This is a genomic window from uncultured Roseovarius sp., from assembly GCF_947489715.1.
GTDB lineage: Bacteria > Pseudomonadota > Alphaproteobacteria > Rhodobacterales > Rhodobacteraceae > Roseovarius.
In genome coordinates this window covers 58,781-72,230 of sequence record NZ_CANLER010000009.1, presented here as the reverse complement: position 1 = coordinate 72,230, position 13,450 = coordinate 58,781, and the positions used below count along the sequence as shown (strand labels likewise).

Genomic DNA, 13,450 nt, shown 5'->3' with positions numbered 1-13,450 from the left:
AACGTAAAGGCCGGTCCAAGGGACCGGCCTTTTTGATTCCGGCCTTTTTTGACCAAAACAAAACCGGGCAAAACGCGCCCGATACAAAGACGAAACAAACGAAACCCTAAGAAACACTGCACGACATCCACCGGAAACACCCGGCCTCTAGGTTCTCCGAAATCAAGGAAACCGGAGCGCCGTCATGCGAACCCCCTCTCAGAACCTTATTCGCAAGATCACCCCGGCCCGTATCGGCCTGGGCTTTGCCTGGATTGGCGTTCTGATCTACGCATCGTCAAGTGCCATCGCAACGCTGCTGGTCGATATTGGCGCGGCCAACCCTGTGGCGGCCGGGCGCAATGCCATCACCTTTACCAATCTGCTTTTCCTTGGCTCGCTGATTTCACTTGTGCCGATGGTCGTGCTGTTTCGCAGCGATTGGACGCGTACCAACCTGCGCCGCCTGTCGCGCCAGGATTGGGCATTGCTGACGCTTTCAGCCTTTCTGTCATCCGCGCTGACGCCGGGCTTGTCCTTTTTCGCATTGGAGCATTCCAGCGTGACAAATGTTGTGCTGGTCAGCCGGATCGAGCCGCCACTGTTCCTCCTCGCCGCAGGCCTTCTGCTGAAAGAGCGCATCGACAGACGCGCCCTGGCCGCCGGTCTGGTCGCCCTCATTGGTGCATTGCTGATGATCTTGCTGCGCGAAACCGGCAATCTCTGCGTGCTTGGTGTGGGTGAGGTTGCGGCAGCGGCAGCCACACTATCCTATATCGCGTCGGCCATCGTGGCGCGGCGTGCGTTGCGGGCCATTCCGATGGGCATCTTTTCAATCTACCGCACGACGGTCGGCACTGTGATCTATTTCGTGCTGATCGCCGCGCTGAAAGGGCCGCAGGAGTTTCAGGACATCCTGTCACCCGTATTGCTGAAATGGGTCTGGGTCTATGCGATCATCGTCTTTGTCTTTGGCCAACTGGCATGGTTCTTTGCCCTGAAATACGCGCGCTCCGGCGATATGGCCCTTGCCTCGTCCTTCTCACCGGTCGCGGGGATCATCTTTGCCATGCTTTTGCTGGGCGAGGACCCCGGCGCCGGACTACTGCCGGGCGGTGCACTGATCCTGTTGGCGATCTGCATCGGTCAGATGAAGACACCCGCATTGCCCACGCTGACCCGAATCTGGCGCAGGCGCCCGACCTTCACGACAAGCGACATAGCACAGGTGTTGGTGCCGGTCGCGGCCCTGCCGGGCGGATCGTTCAAGGGGTATAACGGCAGCTACTGAGTCAATCAGGGTCGTAGATATAGCCGATCCCGCGGACCGTCTTGATGATTTGGGGCTTCTGCGGGTTCGGTTCGATCTTGCGGCGCAGGCGCGAGATGCGGATGTCGATACTGCGATCGAAGGGATCCCAGGACCGATCATGCGCCTGCTCAAGAATCTGGTCACGGTTCAGGACACGGCCCCGGTTGCGGGCAAAAAGGCTGAGCAGGTTGAATTCCATCGCCGTCAGCGGCACCTCATCCCCGCTGGCGGTTTTCAACTGGGCGGCGGTCAGATCCAGCGTGAACGCACCAAAAGGAGCGGTGGCTGGTGCCTCGCCCGTGGCTGGTTTCTGGACAGGTTCGGATTTTCGGCGCAGCACCGCCTTGACCCGTGCCTCAAGCTCTCGCAGGTCGACGGGTTTAGCCAGATAATCATCGGCCCCCATCTCAAGCCCGACGATCTTGTCGATCACTTCCCCCGCAGCGGTCAGCATGACCACCGGCACCTGATTGCTGGTCCGAAGGGTGCGCAATGTGGTCAATCCATCCTCACCCGGCATGTTGATGTCCAGCAGGATCAGGTCGACATCCGATTTATCCAATGTCGCGCGCAATTCGTCGCTGTTGGCAGCCGCGACAATGTCGAACCCGCGTTTTGACAGGTATTCCTGTAACATCTCGCGCACGTCGCGTTCGTCGTCACATACCAGGATGGTTGCTGTGGAGGTCATTCCGGCTCCTGTTCTGCTTTTGTTATGATGTCAGACACAAAGGCCCTGAGTTCCTTTGGGGATACGGGTTTTTCGACACATGGACGCTTTGCCTCGGCCAGAAAGGTCTGCGACGCCCGCCCCATCGTATCACCGGTCACGAAACCTGTCTTGTTGATCAATTGCGGAAATTCCCGCTTGATGACGTCGAAGAATCCACGGCCATCGGTTTCAGGCATGTTGAGATCGCTCAGAACCAGGCCATAATCATGCTTTTTCATACTTGCGACCGCCAGTGTCGCGTTGTTGAAAACATCAACCTCGTATCCGCTGCGCGTCAGGATTTCTGCGTTCAATTCGGCCACGTCGTCTTCGTCATCCAGGATCAGGATGCGTATTCTGCTGGTGGCCGCGTCGGACATTCGGGCAGTTTCCGGTTGCGGTGAGGTTTCGATCTCCAAAGGTAGGAAAATCCTGAAACGAGAACCCTCACCCGACCCCGAAGACAGTGTGATGCGACCATTATGCGACTGCACGATCCGGTGACAGAGCGCCAGTCCGATCCCTGTCCCCTCTCCCACATCCTTAGTTGTAAAAAACGGCTCGAACACACGACTGCGGAGGTTCTCGGGGATGCCCGGCCCGTCATCTTCAACGGTGATCTCGATGCCCTGCCCGTCTTTGGTGGCTTTCGTTGATACGGTAATACCTGAGCCGGTCGCGCTGTCGCGCATCGCCTGTTCGGCGTTCAGGATCAGGTTGATGAAAACCTGCGTGATCTGATCGGGGTCGGCGCAGATTTTGGGCAAACCGGCAGCCAGACGTGCCTCCATTTCGACACCCGCACCTTTGTCACCGTAACGTGCGACATCTACGGCGGTCTGGATGATCTCGTTTATGTCGACACGCTGCATCCGGGCGGGTTGTTGCCGCGCCATCGTGAGGAATGTCTTGACGATCTTGGCACAACGCTCGGCGGCATCGCTGATCTTGTCGACCTGCCGAAGGGTTTCGGCATCCTTGCAATCCTCGCGCAGCATCAGCGAATGGCCGACAACCACCGAAAGCGGATTATTCAGTTCATGCGCGACCCCGGCCAGCAATTCGCCCATCGCCGACATCTTTTCATTCTGATAAAGCTGATCCTGCTGTTGGGCCAGTTCCTCTTCGATCCGCAGCTGATCGGTCAGGTCGCGCGTATGCGACACGATCACCTCTTCGCCATCATACTGGATCAACCGGGCCGACACCGCCCCCCAGAACCGTTCACCTGCCGCATTTAGGTATTGCGCCTTGAACTCCGTGACTGATCCGTCGCGCCGCAACTGTTTCAAATACCCGGCGCGGGTATCCGGATCCGCATAGAACTGCTTGGAAGTATCGACGCGGCCAAAGAGCGATATCGTCTCGGGGCTGCTGAACAAAACCTCGCCGGTTTCCGCTTTGGTCATCTGGATCGGTGCAGGACAGGCTTCCAGCACCTGCCGGATCAACGCTTCACGTTCCTGCTGATCGGTCAGATCCATAATCGCGGTCACGACATATGTTTCGCCCTCGAATTCGACCAGCCGACCCCATGATGTCGTCGCGCAATGCTTGCCCTCGGCATTTCGGAGCGTGATGTGATAATCATCGACTCGGCCGTGTTTTTTGAGTTCGGCAATGTAATTATCGCGATCCTGCGGGTTCACATAATGCGCCAATGCGTTCGCTGTCTGACCAAAGAGAGCCACCGCACCGGGTGAACGGTAAAGGATGCGCCCATCCTCAAGCCGCGCCATCACCACCACCATCGGGCTTGTATCCAGAACCGTCCGCAGGATGCGTTCCTGTTCACGGGCGATCGCCTCGGCCTGACGACGCTCGGTTATATCGATATTCGCAACGACAAAACCGCCCTGCTTGGTTGGGCTGAACTGGGTTTCATAGACCGACCCGTCGGTTAGTTCGACAACCCGTTTCTGCGTGGCATGGGTATCCTTGAACACGCGTCCGGTCGCCAGACGTTCGTCAATATACTCTTCGACCCGTCCCAGGGCATCCGTATATTGCCCGCGCTCTGCGCCAGCTCTGACCAGATCCTCCCAAACAGCGCCGCGGTCGATCAGATCGGCCACCAAGGGAAACATGTCAACGTAGCGCTGGTTGCAGGTCACAAGCCGGTGGTCGGCATCATAGACGGCAATGCCCTCTGATAATGCCTCGATCGCGTCCCAGACCAGGTCGGCAGCAGCTGGATTTCGTGTGAAGGATTTGGCGTCAGTCCCGATTGTCATATTCCTTGTCTATCGGCCCAATGTTTCAACCGGTTTTCGGCGAAAGGATGTTTTGTTTCAATTGTATCAGTCACGGTCGGCCCAGTGTTGAATGGAGTCACCATAACCATTTGTAAAAAATGAACTTTCACGTTCAAGAACATTCAGCGCCCCAAGTTTCACCAATGAAACAAAAAGCCGTTTGCAAGACAACAGATTGCAACTTTGAGCGTCCAGAACCGGTCTCATCGCAACACCCTGATGGGAAGGAAAACCAGCCATGTCATACATCAAAAATTCGATTTTAGATACGATCGGTAACACCCCAATCGTCAAGATCAACAATATCGCCCCGGATGGTGTTGAGCTTTTTGCCAAGCTCGAAGCGTTCAATCCGATGGGGTCCGTCAAGGACCGCCTGGCAATTGGCGTGATCGACGCCGCAGAACGCGATGGGTCGCTTCAGCCCGGGCAGACGATCATCGAGGCCACCAGCGGAAACACCGGCATTGGCCTGGCGATGGTTTGTGCACAAAAAGGATATCCGCTGGTCGTGACCATGGCCGACAGCTTTAGTGTCGAGCGCCGCAAACTGATGCGGTTCCTGGGTGCAAAAGTGGTTCTGACCCCCGCCGCCCAAAAGGGAAGCGGCATGGTTGCCAAGGCGCGTGAGCTTGCGCAGACACATGGCTGGTTCATGTCCCGCCAGTTCGAAAATCCGGCCAATGCCGATATTCACAGCCGCACCACGGCGCAGGAAATCCTGCGTGATTTCGGCGACAACGGGTTGGACTACTGGGTAACGGGATTTGGCACTGGTGGGACATTGACCGGCGTGGCACGCGTTCTCAAGGCGCAAAGCCCTGCGACCCGGATCGTCGCTGCCGAACCGGAGAACGCGCAGCTATTGGGCAGTGGCATGGTGCAGCCCTTCAACGCCGATGGCAGTGCTGCCGCCAGCCACCCGGAGTTCAACCCCCACCCGATGCAGGGCTGGTCACCCGATTTCATTTCGGATCTGACCAATCAGGCTTTGGTCGGGGGCTACGTTGATCATATGCAGCCCGTTGCCGGCGGAGATGCGTTGGCGATGGCCAGGGCCTTGGCCAGCAAAGAGGGTATCTTTTGCGGAATCACCGGTGGCGCGACCTTTGCTGCGGCGCTTGAAGTCGCCAAAACGGCCCCCGACGGTTCGAAAATCCTCGTGATGTTGCCAGATACCGGCGAACGCTACCTGTCGACCCCCTTGTTTGAAGACGTGCCGGTTGAAATGACCGAAGACGAAATCGCGCTGTCACAGTCCACCCCGGGTGCCCGGTTCGACACGCCTGTCGCTGCGGCGTCAAGCGCGCCGGCTCAGGCTCTGGCCGAAACTGTCAACGCCTGACCCTTCCAGCCCACGCGGAGCCATCAGAAATGAAACAGATACATTCCTTCCCGGACCTGACCGGTCCCCTGGCCACCGCATCGGCCTATGCCAACAACTATCGTTGCAACAAGACCAACCTGCATCCGACAGCCACGCTGGCCCAATTACGCAACGCTTTTGGCGGGGACCTCCCCGCCAAGGGTCAAGCCGGAGAAGAGGTTATTGCCGATCTCATCCGCGCGGCTGAGCCGGGATTGGTGGGCAACACCCAACCCGGATTTCACGCCTGGGTCATGGGCAGTTCGCACCCAACCGGTGTGGCGGCAGACTGGCTGACATCTGTCTGGGGTCAGAATGCGGGCATCTTCCAGTGTTCGCCTGCCGCCGCCACCGCCGAGGAAGTGGCCTGTGGCTGGGTACTGGATATTCTTGATCTGCCGCGCGAGGCCTCGGTCGGAATAACCACCGGTGCCACAATGTCTGGCTTTATCGGGCTTGCCGCTGCGCGGGACGAGGTGTTGCGCCGCGCCGGGTACGATGTGGCTGAAACAGGTCTGCAATATGCCCCGCCCGTCACGGTTTTCGTTTCCGAGGAAACGCATGTGTCGAACCTGGCCGCCCTGCGTTACCTGGGCTTTGGCAACCAGAATGTCGTCGAGATCGGAACCGATGATCAGGGGCGGATGATGCCCGAAGATATGGCACATCGCATGGCGCAGGTCGGCGGCCCGAAGATCATGATCGCGACCGCCGGACATATCAATTCAGGCGCGTTTGATGATTTCCGCGCGCTGGCCGATCTGGCAGACCGGCATAACGCCTGGCTGCATGTCGACGCGGCCTTTGGCCTTTGGGCACGGGCCAATGTGACCACCCGCAGCCTGACAAACGGGATTGACCGGGCTGACAGCTGGTCGACCGATGGTCACAAGTGGTTGCAAACGCCCTTTGACGCGGGTTTTGCCATTGTTCGGGACAAAGATGCGCATCGGCGTGCGATGGACATCTCGGCCAGTTATCTTTCCGATGCCCCTGGTGACGGTCGCAACGCGACCCATTACAACCCCGAGCTTTCGCGACGCGCCCGCGGCTTTGCCGTGTGGGCCACGTTGAAAACGCTCGGGCGCGACGGCATTGCCAATATGGTCCGCAACCATTGCGACTGTGCCAGTTTACTGGCGGAAAAGCTGAACCGCATTCCCGGTATCACCGTTCTCAACGATGTCGTGCTTAATCAACTGGTGCTGTCTTTCGCGCCAAACAGGAACGGAGGGGCCGATGACATGGCCCTCAAAATGGAGCAGGCGATGAACGCAGACGGCAGGCATTTCTTCCGTTGCGCCAATTGGCAAGGGCAACGCGTCTTGCGCGTGTCGATCATTAGCCATGAGACAGGCCCGCAGCACATTCAATTACTGGCGCGTAAGTTTCAGCGAATCTGGGCTGAGGTCAGTCATTAGCCTGGAAGGTCAGAAACAGCGTTACCACTGCCCGAGCCAACAGCCTTCTGGGATACCAGATGTGTCTTCAACCCTCGAAAACACTCGACATCTTGTCCATAGTCTCGCGCGAGTAAGAGGGTTGAACGTCTCACCCTCACGTCAGGGTGTAATCATGTTGACGCCGGGGATGCGCTGAATGGCAAACACATCCTCATCGTAAAACTCTGTCATCCGGTCAACCAGTTCTTCGGTCCATCCAGGCACGTCCAGTTCTTCTTCGATCGCGTCATCATCCGCGAATTTGTCAAGGAAGGCAGCAATGACCCGGCGTTTCTGAACCTCTGTCATATTTGGATGCGACGCGACATATGCCTTGAAGCGCTCCATGCCTGGTTCCGACATGATCTCTTCCAGCAGGGCGAATTCTCCGTCAAGAACGGCCATGGAATCAAGGCCCGCCATTTCGCGCAGGATCTCGGCCCAGATCAACGGCGTATCCTCGTTGCACCAGATGGTAATGGGCATATCGTGATAGGACGCGCGCAATCGCAGGATCATGTCGGACCACCGTATCTCTACCGGATCGATCCCGCGCAGGAATTCGGACATGGAGGTGAAGTTCGTCGCCTCGTACATCGCCGGCAAGAACGATGCCAGATTGCGGATGGAAAAGAAAAATTCGATCCTGTCATGTGGGAACATCTGGTGGAAATATCCCAGTCGGGCCTCCGCTGAGGAATATAACGTCCCACCCCCCGCGGCCATCTTGGGAGTGCCAAGAAAACTGGGACCAGAAAGGATCAGGCGCTCGGGCTCCTGCGTGGGGGCGACGGCGTCCATCACCAGATCGCGCGCGTCTTCCCCCAAAGACGTTTTCGCAGCATTTCTCAACAAACCACGGATCAACTTGCGATAAAGGCCCGGGCTGGGAACTTCCGCACCATTCTTGGCCAGCAGATCGCGATTCCCGACCAGACAATCGATCAGACGATCTTCATCCGTCATATGAGCGCCTGCGTGAAGAACGACCTGCATCCGGTCCCCGGTTTGATAAAATACAGGCGCAATATACGTGGTTTTATGAGTAGTTAAACAGCATAACACATGTCGCCGCACCGTTCGGTGTGGCAGGAACATCGCGCAGGCACGGATTTGGACGAATAACTACATTTTACTTGAGAATTCGTCTTGAAATGGCAATTGTTCCTGCGTATTGAAGCGCGCGTGCCCCTATAGCTCAGCTGGTAGAGCAACTGATTTGTAATCAGTAGGTCCGCGGTTCGAGTCCGTGTGGGGGCACCAGCAAAATCAATGACTTAGCGGAAAACTCGCCCCGTCACCTTGGAGCATACACGCGTTTTGGGGGACATATGGGGGACAAGTGGCGCGATTTCAGTGCATTTATCGGCATATCCGGGCACCTGCACAGTTGTCCGCAATCTGGCACAACTAACATGCCCGTCTCAGCCGAATTGAACTCGAAGTTTCCTAGAATCGAAAAAAGCTGCTCTTGATAGCAAATTCTTAATCTTTCGGATGCAAATGATTAATCTCTACTAAGGGGAAACTAACATGGGTGCATTTGCTTTATTATCAGCCATCACTGGCTTTGCTTGTTTGGTATTGCTTTATACGTTCACGCTATTGTTTCGTGAGTTTTATAAGGCATCCACCACCAAGCCTGACGTGCACCGAAAGGCTTAGGATAACCTGGCCTTCGTTAAGCTATTGCGATTAGTAGCTGGATTCCGAAAATCTTTGAAATTCGGCTTAGGGAAGATTCCAAGCTTGCTCGGGGACATATGGGTGACAATAAGTGTGGTTTCGTCCCCTCTTTAACAGGTAAGCCGATAGCAAATACTTAATACGTCCTGTGTAATCACGGATATCCACAATGAGGGATTGTCGAGGTTATGTTGTTGGTATTCACAGTTATGTCCGGCGTTGCTGGAATGACTTTGTTGTTTGTTCTTGTAGTTTTGCTCCGCGAGATATGGATGCCGCCCAAGGAAAGGTGCAAAGCCCAACTTCATTGTCGAGAAGAAGCTGCACGGCTACTGCACAGTGGGGCACCTGACGAGAAAATTGAAGAATGGATTGTTGCCGCCGAATGCCCGCTTGCCGCAAAGAAGAAGTGTAACGATGGGCTACCTGGCTATGGATTGGCGTTCTGACCCGAAGATGCCTCGTGAATTATGTTTCACTTGTAAAGAGGCACATGGGGGACAATTGGTGTGGTATCTAGCATTCCATCATAACGAATAGGGATGGGATATGAGGATTATTGCCTTTATCTCATCAGCGAGGTCTCGCTTTTCAATCAATTCAAGAACTTCTTTCGAAATCATAGCAATGCTCCCTTTGGATACATGAATTGTGAAACCTAGGTTCCTGGCCAGCAAGCACTAAGTGACGATCCTAACCCGATGACAAAACGTTTGGAGTTTTGGAAGGTTTTTGAATCTACAAGCAAAAGTTGCCGTTCATGCCTAGTGCAGTAATTGGTACTTTGGGCTCTAAGCGGAAATTCAGGCAATCTTAAAGTGAGCATGCTAGTTGCTCTGACAAAGCAGCCATTCGAGAGAATCTCAATGCACCAACACTCGATGACTTTCGTCACAATACTAGCTTATTCATCCAAGCTTGTAATGTTATTCGCGTTTATCTTTTAGCGGTTTGCACAGAGCAATTGTTTCTCAAAGTGAGACCAAAACTGCCGTAACTGCCAATTTCACTAAAGCGACCTAGCCACCACCAGCTTCGGCTCATCGGGAAAGCTCCTGATGTCGAACCAGGTAAACCGCGTGCCATCGGCATTGCACTTGTTCCCCCACACCAAGCCATCGGCCCCCTGTCGGATCAGCGCTGCCCGGAACGCACGCAGGTCAATCAGATACCAGCTCTCAATGGCGGTCTGAGCGGCGTTGGCATGGCCGTAGAAGAGCCAGTCGCCTTTGCCGTTCACTATCTTGGAAAGCTCCGTCTCTACCCCTGAAGTGACGCGAGAGCGGATGGTGAACTGATGCGGATAAAGATTGGCATAACCCGGTCGGCGCACCCGTGCGGCGATCCGCATGTCACGGGCATCGAGCATGAGTAAATCCGTGGCTTGGTGCCAGTCCAGTGGATCCGGTGCGGTCTCCAGAAGGTGGCTGCCCACAATACGTTTGATCTGCGGCAGGAACTGGTCTGACCACTGTCTATTGGTTTGGTAGTAATTCATTCGTCAAAAAATCCCCTACATGGGGTAAAAAGTTCACTTGAACAAACTAGGAAAGGTCGGGCACCTCCACCATGCCCTCGGCAACGGCTATCGCGTCGTCGCATGCGCGGCCCAGGGCGCTCAGCAGCACGGATAGATATTCCCCTGGTTGAGGGGAAGTTTCTTCCGCCTGCGCTTGTAGCTTGGCCAGCGCGGCCAGTCCTTTGACCTGTTCAATCGTCTCGCGCAGGTACTCGTATTCATCCATTGTCAGAGGCATGTAGAATTTTCCCTATCGCTTAACTCGAGTTTCATAGTCGTGTGGTTGATTGGGCGCATACCGTTTGATTGTGGTTTGGAGTTAGAGGCCTTGTATGCTCCCATGTGCGGGGCTTCTAATTTCCAAAATACTCCTTTCTCATAATAGCGACGTTGATACCCCGAGCCTCAAACGTTTCGATGTTCGCTTCGACATAGGCGGGCTTGGTGCCCAGTGATTTTTCATCTGCCAGAATAACCCTATCACCACGGCATAAAACCTTGCGCAGTATCTTGAGGCCGGGACGGTCTTTCACACGGCCCTTTGGCTCATCAGTGAACACGTGCTCTGCCCCGAGATAGTGAAGCCGACGGATGCCTGCCGCCACGCGGCTTGGGCGGTCAGCAACCGCGTATCCGAACACGCGCCCCTGACCCTCTCGGAAAGCCTCGGGATGGCAGACGCCGCAGGTCATGCGGTCAACACGCTTTCCGCCCATTCTCGCAGACGGAGCAGTGGCTGCATGTAGGGCTGTTCAAGTTCAGCTTCGTATTCAGGTGTGCCTTTACGCTCATCTGGCCGCTCATTGTTCCAGACAATCATCGCAACAAGCGCGGCTTGTGGTATGGATTCCGGCGTCTTCTCCGATACCGCGTTTTCAATCGACATATAGCGCTCTTCCAGTTCCACCATGTGCGACGCTTCCCAGTCGTCAGTGTCGGAGCGTTGTAGCCACTCTTTGAGTGCATCGCGCCATTCCTGGTACATGGCATAAGCCGGATCAGCATGTGCAGTGATTTTGGTATCTTGAACAGTCATGCGGCCAGTCCTTTCTTGAGCGTCGTCCGAAGGCTATACAGAACTGCGATTTCAGGGTGACACTCGCTATTGTTGTCACCCCAATCAGCAATCCAGTATTCGACTTGCGCCATCATACCTTCACGGGTTTTCGCGACGGTATTGCTAATCAGTGCGGACAGCCTGTCCGTCTCCGCCTCTGCGGCGCGAACGGCTGGCATGTCCCAGTCTTCATCGGGACCTGCTGCCGCTCTGCACCATGCTTCACGGGTTGCCTTCCATTCCTTGAACCAGGCCATGTGAGGATCGGTCTCGACAGTGTCCATCTCCTCGAATGCGCGGATCAGTTCGCAAGTGCGTTTGATCGCGTCCTGGTAGCCGCGCTTGTAACTGGCTGACTCATCACCTTCGATTTCTGCGGCCATGGTTGAGACGATGACAGCGCGAGAATCCGTTGCATCGCATTGCATGTCTGATTGTTGTTTACCCATGATACTTTTCTCCGTTGCTATCGGCTGGTTTGGTCATTCGGGCTCATCAAAGAAGAGCTTCTGCCTTTGTCGGAAGCTGGCAATCGGGTCGCCCAGATAGTTCAGGTTGAGCCTGGGAAAGGTTCTCTTCATGAATGCGGCAAAGCGAAAAAACATCGTTCTTTTTCCTTCAAGCTGAAAAGTGATGCACCGCGCCATTGACGGCGATGCGGGAGATGGTGGCGAGGTTCACAGAGCGCGGCTCAGACGCCTCTGCGTCCCAGACGGGCATCAGGTGCGGGTGACGCTTGGCGCGCGTCAGCGCGGCCTTACGGGCGCTCTCTGAAGCTGTCTTGCCCTTGAGGTGGAACTTGAGCTTGGCGGGTTGCACGCGCATGACACGTTCGCTGCCGTCTTTCTTGGTGAAGGTGACCGAGACAAACTGTCCCTTGGCAGCGGCAATCATCCGGCGCTTGGCTTCCATTTCCGCCTTGGCTTTTCCCTCGGCCTCGCGGGCGCAGGAAGCGTGATAGGCACTGCGCAGGGCAGACAGGCGGGTGATACCTTCGTGGCCCAGATAAGAACGGTTTTCCAAGGTTTCGATTTCGGAAGCGATATTCACAGACGGGCGCAGAACCAACGCGGCGCGCTCGGCGGCAATCACTGCCCGGCGCTTCATCTCAGCCCATGCACGGCGCAGGGCATCGGGGAACAGGTTGCGGAGTTCAGACGCAGGCAGACGGTTTGACCAAAGCTGCTTGCGGGCAAGGATCCAGGCGAGGGAAAAGACTTTTGAGCGGTTGATGGTCATGGTCATGGCATTTTCTTGTTTTTGTGTGTCTTGTGAACTAAAATAGGTCAAAAGCAACCCAATGTCAACCATATTGGGTCACAATTAAACCAAAAGAGGTCAAAATGTTAGTCGGGGCGCAGATCAGAATGGCAAGGGGCTACTTAAAGTGGTCTGTAAAAGAGCTCGCCGACCATGCAGGGGTCGCTGAATCCACGATAAAGAGAATGGAAAAGAGCGATGGATTTCCTGATGCACGTGGCTCCAATATAGAGGCGGTTCATTCCGCTCTGATGGAGGCTGGCATCGAATTCATCCCCGAAAACGGTGGTGGCCCTGGAGTGAGGTTGAAGAAGCGAGATTAGAGCGAATGTTGGCTAATGAGGATGACTAAGGCGCTGTCGTATTGCCACGCATTACTACCATGGGTGACGTGATGACAGTCTGTTTCCTATTTTGGCATTGATCTGTCTCATGGTTTCAATTGTTTTACGATGATACCTAGTTACCAGTTTTCTCGTTTTTCTATGCCCTGTGGAGATTGGTCTAAGAATGTCGAAAATAGAAAAACTAGCCGCAAAGCTCTGCGATGAAATGATGGTGGAAGCTTCTTCGGGAAACCTAGAAAACATCAAGAAAACTATCGCGATGTTGATTGAATTCTCGGGCTATGAAGTTGCCCGAAACAGCAATAGCGATGCTGCCATAACTCTCCTTAAATTGGCGAAGTGTTTTGAAGACGCGTTCCCTAAAAATCGACCTGAAAGCAATGCTGTTTCATTATCTACAAGTTTTTGAATTCCGTTCGTCACAGAACAGGTCGCAATGGATGCAGCGCTGAAAGTTCTTGAAAAGGAGTTTAGCCTTAGCAACTCAGTTAAGTCTCATGCTCTTATTTTGAGCA

General features: G+C 55.0%; 16 protein-coding genes and 1 tRNA gene. 7 read left to right on the top strand and 10 right to left on the bottom strand.

Translation table 11 applies throughout. The features are described 5' to 3' along the window. The first annotated feature begins 184 nt into the window (after nucleotides 1-184). A complete protein-coding gene (locus Q1B27_RS19540; protein WP_299850178.1) occupies nucleotides 185-1,270 on the top strand; it encodes a DMT family transporter in 1,086 nt (361 codons plus the stop codon). A gap of 1 nt (nucleotide 1,271) precedes the next feature. Here the strand turns inward: Q1B27_RS19540 and Q1B27_RS19535 are convergent, their stop codons facing one another. Further along, on the bottom strand, nucleotides 1,272-1,982 hold the full coding sequence (locus Q1B27_RS19535; RefSeq protein ID WP_299850176.1) for a response regulator: 711 nt from the start codon (nucleotides 1,980-1,982) through the stop codon (nucleotides 1,272-1,274). After that, nucleotides 1,979-4,237, bottom strand: coding sequence for an ATP-binding protein (locus Q1B27_RS19530; RefSeq protein ID WP_299850174.1), 2,259 nt, complete (start codon nucleotides 4,235-4,237; stop codon nucleotides 1,979-1,981). Before Q1B27_RS19530 ends, Q1B27_RS19535 begins: the two co-directional genes overlap by 4 nt. 259 nt (nucleotides 4,238-4,496) lie before the next feature. Here Q1B27_RS19530 and cysK point away from each other — a divergent pair, with 259 nt between their 5' ends. Next, nucleotides 4,497-5,603: a cysteine synthase A gene (gene cysK, locus Q1B27_RS19525; RefSeq protein WP_299850172.1), complete on the top strand. Its 1,107-nt coding sequence runs from the start codon at nucleotides 4,497-4,499 to the stop codon at nucleotides 5,601-5,603. Nucleotides 5,604-5,632: 29 nt separating this feature from the next. Further along, nucleotides 5,633-7,045: an aminotransferase class V-fold PLP-dependent enzyme gene (locus Q1B27_RS19520; RefSeq protein WP_299850170.1), complete on the top strand. Its 1,413-nt coding sequence runs from the start codon at nucleotides 5,633-5,635 to the stop codon at nucleotides 7,043-7,045. Between the two features lie 141 nt (nucleotides 7,046-7,186). Here the strand turns inward: Q1B27_RS19520 and Q1B27_RS19515 are convergent, their stop codons facing one another. Beyond that, nucleotides 7,187-8,032 (bottom strand): hypothetical protein, encoded by an 846-nt coding sequence (locus Q1B27_RS19515; protein WP_299850168.1) that lies wholly within the window; start codon nucleotides 8,030-8,032, stop codon nucleotides 7,187-7,189. Nucleotides 8,033-8,253: 221 nt separating this feature from the next. On the opposite strand from Q1B27_RS19515, the gene Q1B27_RS19510 reads away from it, so the two are divergent. Together Q1B27_RS19510 and Q1B27_RS19505 are read left to right on the top strand one after the other, a co-directional pair. Then, nucleotides 8,254-8,329 (top strand) — tRNA-Thr (locus tag Q1B27_RS19510). A 617-nt stretch (nucleotides 8,330-8,946) separates the two neighbouring features. Next, on the top strand, nucleotides 8,947-9,201 hold the full coding sequence (locus tag Q1B27_RS19505; protein WP_299850166.1) for a hypothetical protein: 255 nt from the start codon (nucleotides 8,947-8,949) through the stop codon (nucleotides 9,199-9,201). A gap of 560 nt (nucleotides 9,202-9,761) precedes the next feature. Here Q1B27_RS19505 and Q1B27_RS19500 read toward each other — a convergent pair. From Q1B27_RS19500 to Q1B27_RS19470, 7 genes are all read right to left on the bottom strand, one after another. Then, on the bottom strand, nucleotides 9,762-10,250 hold the full coding sequence (locus Q1B27_RS19500) for a hypothetical protein (RefSeq protein WP_299850164.1): 489 nt from the start codon (nucleotides 10,248-10,250) through the stop codon (nucleotides 9,762-9,764). A gap of 46 nt (nucleotides 10,251-10,296) precedes the next feature. Continuing rightward, nucleotides 10,297-10,509 carry a hypothetical protein gene (locus Q1B27_RS19495; protein WP_299850162.1) on the bottom strand — a complete coding sequence of 71 codons (213 nt, stop codon included), beginning with the start codon at nucleotides 10,507-10,509 and terminating at the stop codon, nucleotides 10,297-10,299. A 115-nt stretch (nucleotides 10,510-10,624) separates the two neighbouring features. Further along, entirely contained in the window at nucleotides 10,625-10,987 is a 363-nt protein-coding gene (locus tag Q1B27_RS19490; RefSeq protein ID WP_299850160.1) for a hypothetical protein, read from the bottom strand. Next, on the bottom strand, nucleotides 10,960-11,307 hold the full coding sequence (locus tag Q1B27_RS19485; protein WP_299850158.1) for a hypothetical protein: 348 nt from the start codon (nucleotides 11,305-11,307) through the stop codon (nucleotides 10,960-10,962). Before Q1B27_RS19485 ends, Q1B27_RS19490 begins: the two co-directional genes overlap by 28 nt. After that, nucleotides 11,304-11,777 carry a hypothetical protein gene (locus tag Q1B27_RS19480; protein WP_299850156.1) on the bottom strand — a complete coding sequence of 158 codons (474 nt, stop codon included), beginning with the start codon at nucleotides 11,775-11,777 and terminating at the stop codon, nucleotides 11,304-11,306. Before Q1B27_RS19480 ends, Q1B27_RS19485 begins: the two co-directional genes overlap by 4 nt. A 33-nt stretch (nucleotides 11,778-11,810) precedes the next feature. Further along, nucleotides 11,811-11,933: a hypothetical protein gene (locus Q1B27_RS19475; protein WP_299850150.1), complete on the bottom strand. Its 123-nt coding sequence runs from the start codon at nucleotides 11,931-11,933 to the stop codon at nucleotides 11,811-11,813. Between the two features lie 13 nt (nucleotides 11,934-11,946). Next, nucleotides 11,947-12,573 (bottom strand): hypothetical protein, encoded by a 627-nt coding sequence (locus Q1B27_RS19470; protein ID WP_299850146.1) that lies wholly within the window; start codon nucleotides 12,571-12,573, stop codon nucleotides 11,947-11,949. A 98-nt stretch (nucleotides 12,574-12,671) separates the two neighbouring features. Between Q1B27_RS19470 and Q1B27_RS19465 the strand changes: the two genes are divergently transcribed. Both Q1B27_RS19465 and Q1B27_RS19460 read left to right on the top strand, forming a co-directional pair. Continuing rightward, nucleotides 12,672-12,911, top strand: a complete 240-nt coding sequence (locus tag Q1B27_RS19465; RefSeq protein WP_299850143.1) for a helix-turn-helix transcriptional regulator — start codon at nucleotides 12,672-12,674, stop codon at nucleotides 12,909-12,911. A gap of 187 nt (nucleotides 12,912-13,098) precedes the next feature. Further along, a complete protein-coding gene (locus Q1B27_RS19460; protein WP_299850141.1) occupies nucleotides 13,099-13,344 on the top strand; it encodes a hypothetical protein in 246 nt (81 codons plus the stop codon). The last annotated feature ends 106 nt before the right edge of the window (nucleotides 13,345-13,450 follow it).

What these genes read in the sequence shown, in the direction of transcription:
- Q1B27_RS19540 (WP_299850178.1), top strand. Translation starts at nt 185, where the DNA reads ATGCGAACCCCCTCTCAGAACCTTATTCGCAAGATCACCCCGGCCCGT.
- Q1B27_RS19535 (WP_299850176.1), bottom strand. Translation starts at nt 1,982, where the DNA reads ATGACCTCCACAGCAACCATCCTGGTATGTGACGACGAACGCGACGTG.
- Q1B27_RS19530 (WP_299850174.1), bottom strand. Translation starts at nt 4,237, where the DNA reads ATGACAATCGGGACTGACGCCAAATCCTTCACACGAAATCCAGCTGCT.
- cysK (WP_299850172.1), top strand. Translation starts at nt 4,497, where the DNA reads ATGTCATACATCAAAAATTCGATTTTAGATACGATCGGTAACACCCCA.
- Q1B27_RS19520 (WP_299850170.1), top strand. Translation starts at nt 5,633, where the DNA reads ATGAAACAGATACATTCCTTCCCGGACCTGACCGGTCCCCTGGCCACC.
- Q1B27_RS19515 (WP_299850168.1), bottom strand. Translation starts at nt 8,032, where the DNA reads ATGACGGATGAAGATCGTCTGATCGATTGTCTGGTCGGGAATCGCGAT.
- Q1B27_RS19500 (WP_299850164.1), bottom strand. Translation starts at nt 10,250, where the DNA reads ATGAATTACTACCAAACCAATAGACAGTGGTCAGACCAGTTCCTGCCG.
- Q1B27_RS19495 (WP_299850162.1), bottom strand. Translation starts at nt 10,509, where the DNA reads ATGCCTCTGACAATGGATGAATACGAGTACCTGCGCGAGACGATTGAA.
- Q1B27_RS19490 (WP_299850160.1), bottom strand. Translation starts at nt 10,987, where the DNA reads ATGGGCGGAAAGCGTGTTGACCGCATGACCTGCGGCGTCTGCCATCCC.
- Q1B27_RS19485 (WP_299850158.1), bottom strand. Translation starts at nt 11,307, where the DNA reads ATGACTGTTCAAGATACCAAAATCACTGCACATGCTGATCCGGCTTAT.
- Q1B27_RS19480 (WP_299850156.1), bottom strand. Translation starts at nt 11,777, where the DNA reads ATGGGTAAACAACAATCAGACATGCAATGCGATGCAACGGATTCTCGC.
- Q1B27_RS19475 (WP_299850150.1), bottom strand. Translation starts at nt 11,933, where the DNA reads ATGTTTTTTCGCTTTGCCGCATTCATGAAGAGAACCTTTCCCAGGCTC.
- Q1B27_RS19470 (WP_299850146.1), bottom strand. Translation starts at nt 12,573, where the DNA reads ATGACCATGACCATCAACCGCTCAAAAGTCTTTTCCCTCGCCTGGATC.
- Q1B27_RS19465 (WP_299850143.1), top strand. Translation starts at nt 12,672, where the DNA reads ATGTTAGTCGGGGCGCAGATCAGAATGGCAAGGGGCTACTTAAAGTGG.
- Q1B27_RS19460 (WP_299850141.1), top strand. Translation starts at nt 13,099, where the DNA reads ATGTCGAAAATAGAAAAACTAGCCGCAAAGCTCTGCGATGAAATGATG.